The following is a 12,646-nucleotide window of genomic DNA, read 5'->3' on the forward strand; positions in this document are numbered from 1 at the left end:
GCACCGCCGAGTCCGCCGGTGCGGGGGACAAACGGTGCGTCACAGCACCATCGCATTGAGGACCGGCACGAGCTGCTGCTCCTCGTAGTCCAGGTGGGCCTCCAGGTCCGTGATGAGGCGGTCGACGTCGTTCCGGACGGTCGCGGCATCGGTCTCGGCGTCGGCGAGAACGCTCTGGAGCCGTTCCAGGAGCTCGGCGACGCGCTCGTGCTCCTCGCCGAGGCGCGTCATGACCTCGGACAGCTCCGGGTGGCTCCCGGCGACCGCGGGGAACACGCCGCCGTCCTCCATCGAATGGTGGTAGCCCAATCCCTGGCACACGGTCAGGCAGTTGACCCGCAATTGGGCGCCCAGGCGCGGGCCGGAGCGGGCGAGTTCGCCGCGGATCGTGGCGAGTTCCCGGCGGAAGGCGTCGTGGATCGCGATCAGGCTGTCGCCCAGCCGCTGCTCCTCGGGCGCGCCGGTGACCATGGTCAGTGCGACTACCGGGATCCTCCGCTCGGTCTTGGCCTGGTATTCGGCCCAGCCGGGGTCGCTCTCGACGGCGCGGGCGAACATCGCGTCGCGCTCCTCGCCCTGGAGCACGACCGCGTCGGCCTCGCCGGTGAAGACGCCGTCCTCGACCGTGACTCGGGGGTCGGCCCGCAGGTTGTGGAACCACGCCGGGTGGCGGGGCGCGCCGCCGGCGGAGGCGATGATCAGGTTCCGCTCCCCGTCGGGCAGGTAGCCCACGGGCACGGTGTGCCGGTTGCCGCTGCGGGCGCCGGTGGTGGTCAGCAGCAGGAGGCGGGCCCCCTCGAACATGCCGCCGACACGGCCGCGGTTGGCGCGGAACTCGTCGATGATGGACTGGTTGAAGTCGTGGAACGAGGCGATTTCATCGGTCATGTGGTGCGTACTCCAGGCGTGGTGGACCCGCTGTCGCGGTGGAAGGTCGGCTCGGCGCGCACGCGGCTCGGTTGCCGGCGATGTGCGCGGGTGCGGTGGCGAGCGGACGCGTCGACCGGCCGCCCGGTCGGGGCGGAGCGGCGGGATTCGGACCTATGAGCACATAACGTGACGGCGCGCACCCCGCGTAGGGGCATGGGGAGAGGCCCGCGGTCGGCGCGGAAGGCTCGGTCGGCACCGGTGCTTCGACGGATCACCGGGCGGGGGACGACGCGTGAACTCGGCGCGTCAGATCAGACGACGCCCGTGAATGCGGTGCTCACGACATCATCCCCTTCGAGGTACGGTGCCGGGCCCGCTCGTCCCGCATGCGGGAATCGAGCGCGCCTGAGCGGCACGCGCCAGATTCAATCCCACCGGCTACCCGCTGTCAACCGCCGTGGCCGCCTCCGGCCGCCGCCCGGCGACCGGCGAGGAAGTGCAGGCGGACCGTTCCACGCAGCCCGGGGTGCTGCGGCGGGTTCCGAGGCCCGCCGACCGTACCCCCGGTCGGATTCGAACCGACACTTGTGACCCTTTTAGGGGGCCTGCCTCTACCATTGGGCTACGAGGGCGGCACCATCATACCGGGGACGGCCGTTTCAGCGGGATTCGCACTGCTTCGGCCTGCCAACAGACGAAACGGCCGGTCCGCACCGCGTGACCAGACGTTCGCGCAGCCCCCGCCCGCGTGCGCCTGCATGACGGAAACCCGCTCCGCCGCGCGCTCGTCCGCTGCCGACCGGTACCGGCCAGGATGAACGCCGCCCGAACGACGCCGAGGGCGGCACCGTCCGGCGTGTCGCCCGCGACCACGGAAACGGCCGGTCCCCCGCCAGGGACCGGCCGCCTCCTCGGGTGCGGCGGCCGAGGCCGTCCGCGGGGCCTCAGCTGACGCGGCGCAGCAGGCGGCCGTTCTCGACCTGCGGCTTGGCCGCGCTCTCGAACGCCTGGCGGGGCTCTTCCATCTCCGGCAGCGCGGCGTAGTCGCGGCGCAGGAAGAAGCCGACGATCCAGTCCGCCAGCACGCGCGCCTTCCGGTTGAAGGTGGGCACCGCGTAGAGGTGGTAGGAGCGGTGGGCGTACCAGGCCAGGCGACCGGTCAGCTTGATCCGGCCGAAGAGCTGGGCCGCGCCCTTGTGCAGCCCGAGTCCGGCGACCGCGCCGAGGTTGCTGTGGCGGTAGGGCCGCATCTCGGTGCCGCGCAGCGCGGCGATGACGTTGTCGGCCAGGACCGGGGCCTGGCGGACCGCGTTCTGCGCGTTGGGCGGGTAGAAGCCCCCGGCGCCGTCGGGCACTTGGGCGTTGTCGCCGCCGGCGAAGGCGTTCTCCACCCCGTTGAGGGTGAGGTACTCGCTGGTGTCGAGGTGGCCCTTGGGACCCAGCGGCAGATCGCCGGCCTGCACGACCGGGCTCGGCTTGACGCCGGCGGTCCACACGAGCGTGCCCGCGTCGAACTCGGTGCCGTCGCTGAGCTTGATGTGCTGGTCGACGGCCGACTCCAGGAAGGTGGACAACCGGATGTCGATCCCGCGCCGCTTCAGCTGGTTCAGCGCCTTCTCGCCGACGTCGGCGCCGACCTCGGGCAGGATCTTGTCGGCGGCCTCGATCAGGTAGAAGCGCAGGTCGTCGGCGCTGATGGAGGGGTAGATCCGGGTGGCGTCGCGGGCCAGGTCCTCCAGTTCGGCGATCGCCTCGGCACCGGCGAAGCCGCCGCCGACGAAGACGAAATTGAGGGCCTTGCGGCGGATCTCCGGGTCGTCGGTGGAGTCGGCGATGTTCAGCTGCTCCAGCACGTGGTTGCGCAGGAACACGGCCTCCTCGACCGTCTTGATGCCGATCCCCCACTCGGCGAGCCCGGGGATGGGCAGCGTGCGGGAGACGGCGCCCGTCGCCATCACGATGTAGTCGTAGGAGATCTCCCGCGGCTCGCCCACGGCGGGTTCGAAGTGGGCCGAACGGGCCGCGTGGTCGACGCGGATCACCCGCCCGGTGAGCACGCGCGCCCGGTTGAATACCCTGCGCAGCGGCACGACGACGTGGCGCGGCGAGATGCTGCCCGCCGCGATCTCGGGGAGGAAGGGCTGGTAGGTCATGTAGGAGTTGGGGTCGACGACCGTGATGCGGGCTTCGCCGGGCCCCAGCGTCTTCTCCAGCCGCTTCGCGGTGTACATCCCGAGGTAGCCGCCGCCGACGATGAGGACGTGCGGGATCTCCGCCTCGTCACCGCCGCCGTGCACCAGCCGGTAGTTCCTGCCTTCGGTCATCGCGCATCCGCCCTTGATTCCCGTTCCACGCCCCCGGTCCGGGGCGCCAAGATCGGTAAGTCTTCGTTGACTGGCATGTTCCCGGTCGGCTTTCGACGGAAAGAATGCTCTTCTTTGCCAGGGGAGTCGAGGGTTCCTCCCTCGCCTTGCTTGTGCATCCTTTCACAAGCCCCCCGTAACATAAAAGGGAGACCGGGGACAGGTTTAGACCATCATAAGGCCACTCAAACAGTCATATGTGCAGGTCAGGACGCTTGTGAAGGCTTTCACGTGCCAGATCGCCCGTGATGCGTCTCACCGATGCCACCGACCGGCGTCACACCGGCCTCGGTGTCCCCGTCCCAGCGCACGGCGCTTTTCGCGAGGCACTGAAGCGGACTGCGCGCTCCGCCCGCGCAGGCTCACCCCGCGGCGGCGGATCGGATGCCGTGATGCAGCCGCGACCCGACCGCCCGGGGCCGGGTGCGGGCGCGGACCGGTGGTCCTCAGGCTCCGCCGGAGCCCTCGGCGGTGTGCTCGGCGCCGTCCTCGGGGGAGTCCAGACACAGCCCCCAGGCGATGCCGTCGAGGATGTCGTGCTCGCTGGCCACGAACCCGGCCGCCCCCGTGCGGGTCACCACACGCGAGAGGATCAGCGCGCCGGCGCCGATCACGTCCACGCGGCCCGGGTGCATAACGCCGATCGCCGCCCGCTGTCCGTGGGTCATCGCGAGCAGTTCCCGGGCGATCTCGTGCACCCGCTCGGCGGGCACCCAGGAGTGGTGGATGCGTTCGGGGTCGTACTCGGGCAGGTCCAGGGCGATGCCCGCCACCGTGGTGGCCGTCCCGGCCACGCACACCAGCGAACCGGCCGCCTCCAGCGGGACGGTTGCGGCCGCCTCGTCCAGGGCGGCGTCGACGTCGGCCGTCGCGGCCGAGATCTGCTGTGCGCTCGGCGGGTCGTCGGTGAGATGGCGCTCGGCCAGCCGCACGCAGCCGATGTCCACCGACCGCGCGGCCCGCACCGGCCCCGCATCGGCGGGCGCGTTCTGCGGATCGCGGTGGCCCAGCACGAATTCGGTGGAGCCGCCGCCGATGTCGACGATCAGAAACGGCGCGTCCAGGCCGCTGTCGGTCCCCTCCAGCTCGGCGGTCGCGCCGATGAACGACAGCTCGGCCTCCTCGTCACCGGTGATCACCTCGGGGTCGACGCCGATGATCCCGCGCACCCCCTCGATGAACTCCTCGCGGTTCCCCGCGTCGCGGGTGGCGCTGGTGGCCACCATGCGCACGGCATCGGGCCCGGGTTCGACGCCGTTCTCGCGCATCAGTTCGGCGTAGGTGCGCAGCGCGGCGAACGTGCGCTCCAGCGCCTCGGGTGTGAACTCGCCGGTGCGGTCGACACCCTGGCCCAACCGCACGACCTCCATGCGCCGCTCCAGATCGACGAGCTGGACCTCGCCGTCCTCCATCCCGATCAGTGCCGATACCAGCAGCCGGATGGAGTTGGTGCCGCAGTCCACGGCGGCCACAGTGGTCACCTGGTCGTCCCCTCGGTGTCGTCGTCTCGCCCGCCCGGCCCGGTGCCCCGGGCGGTGCCGCCGGAGGAACCGGCGGCCGCGTCCTCGCGGTCCGCGCAGGCGCACGGGCCGTCCTCCCACCAGCTCGGCAGGGCGTCCAGGGCCTCGCGGCCGAAGAGGTTGGCCCCCGGCCGCGCCAGCTCATGGGCCACCAGAGCGTGCAGGCACTTGACCCGCTCGGGCATACCGCCCGCGCTCTGCATGCCCTCGGGCAGCGGCGCGGAGCCGTCGCGGGCGGTCTGCTCGGCGCGCTCGGCCAGGTAGCCGCGGTGGGCGCGCTCGTAGGCGGCGCGCAGCTCGGGGTCTTCGGCCAGCCGCTCCTGCATCCGGCGCATCAGCCCGCCGGCCTCCAGAGTGCCGATCGCCGAGGCCGCGCGGGGGCAGGTGAGGTAGTAGAGGGTGGGGAACGGCGTGCCGTCCTCCAGCCGCGGCGCCGTGCGCACCACGTCGGGCAGGCCGCACGGGCAGCGGTGGGCCACGGCGCGCAACCCGCGCGGGGGGCGGCCCAGCTGCCGCCGCACCGCCGCGGCGTCGGCGGCGGGAAAGCGGTCGGCGGATGCGGCGTGTTCGGCGGAAGTCATGGCGCCTTCAGCGTAGCCCCTGGCAGCACCCGCCACGCACGCCGACGGGCCGACGCTCCCCGCGGTGACGGCGCCGCCGCGGCGCCGGGCACTAGCATCGCAGGCATGGCAGACACCTGGACCGCGGATCTCTGGTTCGACCCGTCGTGCCCCTATACCCGCGTCACCGCGAGGTGGCTGATGGAGGCCACCCAGGTGCGGCCCATCAGCGTGCGCTGGCGGGTGATGAGTCTGGCTGTCCTCAACGAGGGCCGCGAGGACGATCCCGAAGGCGATCCCGAGGGCTACCTGTGGATCCCGGCGCGCATCTGCGCCGCTGTGCAGGTGGAGCACGGACACGAGGCGCTGGGCCGCTTCTACGACGCACTGTGGGCCTCCCGCGAAAGCGGCGGCTCCTACGACCCGGTCGCGGGTTTCGCGGAGGTGCTGGCGCACGCGGGCCTGCCCGCCGAACTGGCGCGGGTGGGAACCTCCGACGCCTACGACGGCGCCCTCCGCGCCTCGCACGCGGAGGGCTACGGGCTGGTCGGCGGCGACATCGGCAGCCCGGTGCTGGCCGCGACGGCGCCCGACGGGAGGCGGGCGGCCGCGCTGTTCGGCCCGGTGATCTCCCAGGTGCCGCGCGGCGAGGACGCCGGACGGCTGTGGGACGGGGCGGTACTGGTGGCCGGCACGCCCGGGTTCCACACCGTCAAGGGGCCGCCGCAGGCCGAGATCTCCGGGCCGACTTGACTCGGCTCCGCAGGGCCGGGCGCCGGGGTGGTAACCGGTCCCCGGCGATCGTGTCAGTCGGTCGGCTCCGCCTCGGGCACGGTCCGCTCCTCCTTCGGCTTGTCCGCTTCCAGCACCGACTTCCACAGGCGGTCGAACCACGGCTCGCCGGAGTCGGCGCCGCCGTCGGCGCCCTGATCGTCCTCGTCGGAGACGACGACATAGGCGCGCTCGCCCGGGTATTGGTAGTGCAGCCGGGTGCGGGCCTCGCGCTCGATGTAGGCGGGGTCCCGCAGCTCCTCGCGGCGCTCGCGCAAGTCGGCGACGGCCTGTTCGGTCTGCGCCTGCTCCTCGCGCAGCTCGGCGATCCGCGCCCGCTGGGCCAGGTACTCGCGCAGGGGGTAGGCCAGGCTGAGCGCGATGACGCAGATGACCAGGGCCAGGATGGCCGCGCGGCTGGTCAGTGCGGGGCGGCTGCGTCCGCCGCCCGAGCCGCTTCCTTTCCCGCCGGAGCCGGACGAGCCGCCCCCTTTCCCGCCCGAGCCGGACGAGCCGCGGCCCGCACGCCGGGCGTCGGAAGGCGCCGAGCCCCGGGCCGCCGAGCGGCCCGTGGCCGCCCCGCGGGCCTTGGACGACGGCGCGGCATCGATCGGCACCACCGTGGAGTCCCCGGAGGCCGAGCCCATCGCCTCGGCGTCTGCGCCGGAGCCTTCGGCCGGACGCGGACGCGCCGGCGGGCGCCGCCCGCCGGACGACGCCGCGTCACCGGCACTCCGGCCGGAGGCACCAGAGGCCGACGGCCGCGCCCTGGTCGGGCGAGGCCGCTTCGGCTGCTCTGGCACCTCGGGCATGACCGGACAGGTTAGCCCTGCGGACGGAAGCGGGGGAAGGCCGACACGCCCGCGTAGAGGGCGGCGTCGTCGAGTTCCTCCTCGATGCGCAGCAGCTGGTTGTACTTGGCCACGCGCTCGCTGCGGGCGGGGGCACCGGTCTTGATCTGGCCGGCGTTCGTGGCCACCGCGATGTCGGCGATGGTGGTGTCCTCGGTCTCGCCGGAGCGGTGCGAGATCATCGCCGTGTAGCCGCTGCGCTGGGCCAGCGAGACGGCGTCGAAGGTCTCGGTGAGTGTGCCGATCTGGTTCACCTTGACCAGCAGCGAGTTCGCGGCGCCCTCGGAGATGCCGCGCTGCAGGCGCTCGGGGTTGGTGACGAACAGGTCGTCGCCGACGATCTGCAGGCGCGAGCCCAGGGCGGAGGTGAGCTTGGCCCAGCCCGCCCAGTCCTCCTCGTCCAGCGGGTCCTCGATGGAGACCAGCGGGTAGGAGTCGGCCAGCTCGCCGTAGTAGGAGGCCATGTCCTCGGCGCTGCGGGACTTGCCCTCGAAGGTGTACACGCCCTCGGAGTAGAACTCCGTGGCGGCGACGTCCAGGGCCAGGGCGATGTCGCGGCCCGGCGTGTAGCCCGCCTTCTGCACCGCCTCGATGATCAGGTCCAGCGCCGCGCGGTTGTTGTCGAGGTTCGGGGCGAACCCGCCCTCGTCGCCGACTCCGGTGCCCAGGCCGTACGCCTTGAGCACCGACTTCAGCGCCTGGTAGACCTCGGCACCCCAGCGCACGGCCTCGCGGAAGCTCGCCGCGCCCACGGGCGCGATCATGAACTCCTGGATGTCGACGTTGGTGTCGGCGTGGGCGCCGCCGTTGAGGATGTTCATCATCGGCACCGGCAGCACGTGTGCGTTGGGGCCGCCCATGTAGCGGAACAGCGGCAGGCCCGACTTGTCGGCCGCGGCGTGGGCCACGGCCAGCGACGCGCCGAGGACGGCGTTGGCGCCCAGCCGCGACTTGCCCGGGGTGCCGTCCAGTTCGATTAGGGCGCGGTCGATCAGCCGCTGCTCCTCGGGGGCGAAGCCGAGCAGCTCGTCGCCGATGTCGTCGTTGGCGGCGGCCACCGCCTTCTCGACGCCCTTGCCGCCGAAGCGGTCGCCGCCGTCGCGCAGCTCGACCGCCTCGAACCGCCCGGTGGACGCGCCGCTGGGAACCGCCGCTCGGGCGGTGGTCCCGTCGTCGAGCAGGACCTCGACCTCGACCGTCGGGTTACCGCGGGAGTCGAGGATCTCCCTCGCCTGCACTGCCTCGATCGACGACAACGTTGCAACTCCTTCGATTCGCGTGCGGTCCCGGCTCAAGCGCTTACGCGGATGGGACATGGCAGGCGCGCACCTGTTGGCGCGCCCTGCCCGCACCCCGTGCGATCCGCCCCGAGCCAAGGGCGTGTGTGGCGTGTGCGACGGGCGCCGGCCGCTTACCGCCGACCGCCCGCACAGGCGGCGCCGCGCATGCCGCGGTCCGCCTGCAGACCCGTCAACCGACACCCTAGCGAGTGGCCCCTGCCGCGGTCTCCCCCGCCGCCGGAAATTGGTCTAGTCCATACCGGCACGCTCCCGGCTCCGCCCCGCGCGAGCAGCCGCGACGAAGCATCGGAGCTTCGTGCCGCGGCCGCGCCGCGACACGCCCGGATGCCCGAGTCCGACCGGCGAGCGAAACGTCTCGCCGACACCGGTCGAACTCCCCGTGAACACCCGCTGCGCAGCGGGAAACACCGGCGGAGTCGACCGCCGCGGGAGGGCCGCGCGCTCGGCCCGACCGGCGGCATAGCGCATATCCCTACTAAAGAGGTATAAATAGAGGTGTTGAGATGACAGCCGGACCAGGGAAGGCCGCCCGCTTATGCAGACCCTCGTCATCCTGGGTTTCGTCGGCCTCCTGGCCCAGCTCGTCAACGGCAGCCTGGGCATGGGCTACGGCATCAGCACCACCAGCGCGCTGCTGGTCATCGGCACCAGTCCGGCGCTCGCCTCGGCGACCGTGAACCTCTCGCAGGTGGGCTCCCAGATCGCCTCTGGTTTCGCACACTGGCGGTTCGGCAACGTCGACTGGGCCGTGGTCTGGCGCATCGCCGTGCCCGGAGCGCTGGGCGCCTTCGTCGGCGCGGTCTTCCTCAGCCGGCTGTCCACCGAGGCGGCGGGCCCGCTGATGTCGACGATCCTGCTCATCCTGGGCACCTACCTGCTGGCGCGCTTCACTTTCCGCGAACTGCCCCGGCCCGACCTCGGGCGGCCGCTGCGCGCCGGGTTCCTGGCCCCCGTCGGCCTGTTCGCCGGGTTCATGAACTCCACCGGCGGCGGCGGATGGGGCCCCGTGGGCACGTCGGCGCTGCTGGCCAGCGGGCGGCTGGAGCCGCGCAAGGTAATCGGTTCGATCAGCGTGGGCGAATCGGCTGTCGTGATCGCCGGCAGTATCGGATTCGCGATCGGTCTCGGCCTGGGGGGCATCAACCTCACCTGGGTGGCCGCCATGCTGCTGGGCGGCCTGCTGGCGGCCCCCATCGCCGCGTGGCTGGCCAGCCACGTGCCCGCGCGCATGCTCGGATCCCTGGTGGGCGGGCTGATCATCTTCACCAACACCCGCGTGCTGCTCGACAGTGATGCCGTCGGCGCCTCCACGGGCGTGTCCGCGGCCGTCTACGGCGCGGTCGCACTGGTGTGGGCGGGCGCCGTGGCGTGGTCGCTGCGGGCGCACCGCATCGAGCGGCGGGAGAGCCGGGCGGCCGCATCCGCCACCGAGCACTTCGCCGCCGCGGAAGCCGGCGACTGAGACCGGCGCGGTCGCGGCGGGCACCCATACCCGTTACCCACACCACCGAGGGCAGCGGACCCACTCCTTTCGGTGCCGCGCGACGTTGCCGTACCTACACCCGAAACAGCGTTTTCGGACGCGCCTGCGGGGAAGATGCCCTAGGCCGACCTATAGTGCCCCGGTAGTACGTCAGCGGGCCCGCACCGACCCACCCGGCACAACCCGACCGACCCGTCCCCTCGCGACACCGCAAGTCCCGCTCCACGGCGGCCGCGCGCCGCAGCGGCGCTGAGCGGGACCTACCGGCGAACCCGAGGCGAGGCGGAATGGCCACACCCGCACCCGGCGCGAACGCCCCCCATCCGAGCGTCCCCGTCCGGCGCCGCAACGCCGAACTTGTGCTGACGCTCTTCGCTGTCGGCGTGTTCGCGCTGAGCCTGAGCCTGGCCGGACTGCAGATCGACGGCCGGGTGCCGGACCGTTTCGGCGTCTACACCTGCGCCTTCGGCGGCCTCGCCGCCACCGCCCACATCGCGCTGCGCTTCCTGGCGCCCTGGGCCGACCCGCTGATCCTGCCGGTGGCCACCGCCCTCAACGGCGTGGGCCTCACCGTCATCTGGGGCCTGCACACCGCAGCGGGCGCGGGCCCGGCCGAATCCGATCGCCAACTGCTGTTCACGGCGCTGGGCATGGCGGCCTGCGTCGGCGTCCTGGCGGCGGTGCGCCGGCCGGCGCGCCTGCAGCGTTACCGCTACCTGACCCTGACCGCCGGGATCGTGCTGATCATGCTGCCGATGCTGCCGGTCGTGGGCATCGAGGTCTTCGGAGCGCGCCGCTGGATCGGCTTCGCCGGCTACACCGTGCAGCCTTCGGAGTTCGCCCGCATCCTGCTGATCGTCTTCCTCGCCGGCTACCTCGGCCACAAGCGCGACGTGCTGGCACTGGCCGCCCGCCAACTGCGCGTCGGCCCGGTCAAGATCTTCAGCCTGCCGCGCATGCGCGACCTGGGACCGATGACCACGGCCTGGGGCGTGGCGATCCTGCTGCTGGTCGGAACACGCGACCTGGGCACCTCGCTGGTGCTGTTCAGCGTCTTCTTGGCGATGCTCTACACCGCCACCCGGCGCAAGTCCTGGGTCGGCATCGGCCTGGCGATGTTCCTGGCCGGCGCGGCAGCGGCATACGCCGTCTTCTGGCACGTGCGCCAGCGCGTCACCATCTGGATCGACCCCTTCGACGCCGAGACCTACCGCGCCGTCGGAGGCAGCCGCCAACTCGTGCAGGGGCTGTTCGCGCTGGCCGACGGCGGCCTGACCGGTGTCGGCTTCGGCCGGGGCCGCGCCGCCGGTATCTTCGCCTCCGACAGCGACCTGATCCTCATCTCCATCGGGGAGAAGTTCGGCCTGGCCGGGTTGATGGCCGTCCTCCTGCTGCTGCTCCTGGTCGCCGAGCGCGGCTATCGAACCGCGCTGGCCTCCCGCGACGTCTTCGCCAAGCTCACCGTCTCGGGCAGCGCCTTTCTGCTGGCGTTCCAGGTTTTCGTGGTGCTGGGCGGGGTGACGCGGGTGATCCCGATGACGGGCATGACGACGCCGTTCCTGTCCGCCGGCGGGTCGTCCCTGGTGTCGACGTGGATGATCATGGGGCTGTGGCTGCGCTTCAGCGACACCGCCCGCCGCCCCAGCAGCGCCGTTCCGGCCCGCGACGACGCGGGCATGCCCGACTCGGGCCCGCGGGTGGGCCAGACGGTCCTGTTCAGTCCCAATAGGCGCGCCACTGCTCGGGCGTGAGCGTGCGCGGATCGTGCCCTTCTGCGCGCGCCTGCGCCTCGGCCGCGCGCAGGCGCGCGTCGAACCGGCGGGCCGCCGAACGCAGGTCCAGCTCCGGGTCGGCGCCGGCGCGGCGCTCCTCGGCCACCCCGGCGAACAGCACACCCCCGCCCTGGCCGTCGTCGCCCACCAGATCCTCGGGCACGCCGTTGCGGACGGCCCGCTTCTGCAGCTCGTAGGCGAGCAGAGCGGCGGGCTGGCCGAACGGCACCCCTTCCAGGATCGAATCGCCGCGGCCCTTCTCGGCGCGCTCGGCGGCCTTGATCTCCTCCCAGTTCGCGCGGACGTCGTCGGCGCCCTCGACTTCGGTTCCGCCGAAAACGTGCGGGTGGCGCCGGGTGAGCTTGTCGACGATGCCGGCGGCGACGTCGTCGACCGTGAACCCGTCGGCGCCGCGCTCCTCGGCCACGCGGGCGTGGAAGACCACCTGCAGCAGCACGTCGCCCAGCTCCTCGCGCAGGGTCGCCAGGTCGCCCTGCTCGATGGTCTCCAGGGTCTCGTACGCCTCCTCGATGAGGTACTTGGCCAGCGACGAGTGCGTCTGGGCGGCGTCCCACGGGCACTCGCGCCGCAGCACGTCCATCACCTCGACCAGGTCGAGCACCCGGCTGCCGCGGGCCGAAGGCGCCGCGCTCTCCTCGCTGCCGCCGGTGCCGCCACCGGTCCCGACTGAGCGGTCGCTCATCGGCTCCACCTCTCTGCGACTCGGTTGTCGGCGGCTTCGACGGGATGGCCTCCGACCACGGGGGCTTCGGAGCCGCCCGGCCCAGCCTAGGTGAGTGAGGATGAGCGAGTCCGATGTCTTCGGTCGTCGGCGAGACGGCTCGGGTCCGCTGGGCGGCCTTGTGGCCTGCCGAGCGGCGGGCGGCCTGGGAGAGAAGCGGCGGCAACGGCGGCGCGGATGCGCCCCCGCGCCCAGCGGGCAGGGTGCGCGCCGGTGGCCCGCCCGACGGCGCGCCGAGACTGACTTCAGGGACGGTTTCGGCGCCCACAGCGGTTCCAGGGACAGCCTCGGTGAAGATCGAGCGTCCGCATGTCCGTTCTGCCGGGCTTGGTGGGCGCCTTCGTGCGCAAATTACGAAAGAACGGTTTCTGGTTTGGGAATTTCCACACGACGGCTGCGGGCGCGCACCGAGT

The 12,646-nt window shown here is 72.4% G+C and carries 10 protein-coding genes and 1 tRNA gene; 3 read left to right on the forward strand and 8 right to left on the reverse strand.

The window, feature by feature from the left end:
• Window positions 1-39 precede the first annotated feature (39 nt).
• The 5 genes from EKD16_RS19725 to EKD16_RS19745 form a co-directional block, all read right to left on the reverse strand.
• A complete protein-coding gene (locus EKD16_RS19725) occupies window positions 40-888 on the reverse strand; it encodes a nitroreductase/quinone reductase family protein (protein ID WP_131100079.1) in 849 nt (282 codons plus the stop codon).
• Window positions 889-1,428: 540 nt separating this feature from the next.
• Window positions 1,429-1,502, reverse strand: a tRNA-Leu gene (locus EKD16_RS19730).
• 312 nt (window positions 1,503-1,814) lie between these two features.
• A complete protein-coding gene (locus tag EKD16_RS19735; RefSeq protein WP_131100082.1) occupies window positions 1,815-3,194 on the reverse strand; it encodes an NAD(P)/FAD-dependent oxidoreductase in 1,380 nt (459 codons plus the stop codon).
• Window positions 3,195-3,679: 485 nt separating this feature from the next.
• Complete coding sequence (locus tag EKD16_RS19740; protein WP_131100085.1) at window positions 3,680-4,714, reverse strand: Ppx/GppA phosphatase family protein; 1,035 nt, start codon at window positions 4,712-4,714, stop codon at window positions 3,680-3,682.
• Complete coding sequence (locus EKD16_RS19745) at window positions 4,711-5,334, reverse strand: DUF501 domain-containing protein (RefSeq protein WP_131100088.1); 624 nt, start codon at window positions 5,332-5,334, stop codon at window positions 4,711-4,713. Before EKD16_RS19745 ends, EKD16_RS19740 begins: the two co-directional genes overlap by 4 nt.
• Before the next feature lie 105 nt (window positions 5,335-5,439).
• Here EKD16_RS19745 and EKD16_RS19750 point away from each other — a divergent pair, with 105 nt between their 5' ends.
• Entirely contained in the window at window positions 5,440-6,066 is a 627-nt protein-coding gene (locus EKD16_RS19750; RefSeq protein WP_131100091.1) for a mycothiol-dependent nitroreductase Rv2466c family protein, read from the forward strand.
• 53 nt (window positions 6,067-6,119) lie between these two features.
• Here the strand turns inward: EKD16_RS19750 and EKD16_RS19755 are convergent, their stop codons facing one another.
• Both EKD16_RS19755 and eno read right to left on the reverse strand, forming a co-directional pair.
• Window positions 6,120-6,704 (reverse strand): FtsB family cell division protein, encoded by a 585-nt coding sequence (locus EKD16_RS19755; RefSeq protein ID WP_242677072.1) that lies wholly within the window; start codon window positions 6,702-6,704, stop codon window positions 6,120-6,122.
• Between the two features lie 203 nt (window positions 6,705-6,907).
• Window positions 6,908-8,191 carry a phosphopyruvate hydratase gene (gene eno, locus EKD16_RS19760; protein ID WP_131100097.1) on the reverse strand — a complete coding sequence of 428 codons (1,284 nt, stop codon included), beginning with the start codon at window positions 8,189-8,191 and terminating at the stop codon, window positions 6,908-6,910.
• 580 nt (window positions 8,192-8,771) lie between these two features.
• Between eno and EKD16_RS19765 the strand changes: the two genes are divergently transcribed.
• Both EKD16_RS19765 and EKD16_RS19770 read left to right on the forward strand, forming a co-directional pair.
• Entirely contained in the window at window positions 8,772-9,698 is a 927-nt protein-coding gene (locus EKD16_RS19765) for a sulfite exporter TauE/SafE family protein (RefSeq protein WP_131100100.1), read from the forward strand.
• A 308-nt stretch (window positions 9,699-10,006) separates the two neighbouring features.
• Window positions 10,007-11,470 (forward strand): FtsW/RodA/SpoVE family cell cycle protein, encoded by a 1,464-nt coding sequence (locus EKD16_RS19770; protein ID WP_131100104.1) that lies wholly within the window; start codon window positions 10,007-10,009, stop codon window positions 11,468-11,470.
• On the opposite strand, the gene EKD16_RS19775 is transcribed toward EKD16_RS19770, so the two are convergent.
• The gene (locus tag EKD16_RS19775; RefSeq protein ID WP_131100107.1) at window positions 11,436-12,194 is read right to left on the reverse strand and encodes a MazG family protein; all 759 of its coding nucleotides are present in this window, start codon (window positions 12,192-12,194) and stop codon (window positions 11,436-11,438) included. The genes EKD16_RS19770 and EKD16_RS19775 overlap by 35 nt on opposite strands.
• Window positions 12,195-12,646 lie beyond the last annotated feature (452 nt).

This window comes from Streptomonospora litoralis (genome assembly GCF_004323735.1).
GTDB classification, from domain to species: Bacteria; Actinomycetota; Actinomycetes; order Streptosporangiales; family Streptosporangiaceae; genus Streptomonospora; species Streptomonospora litoralis.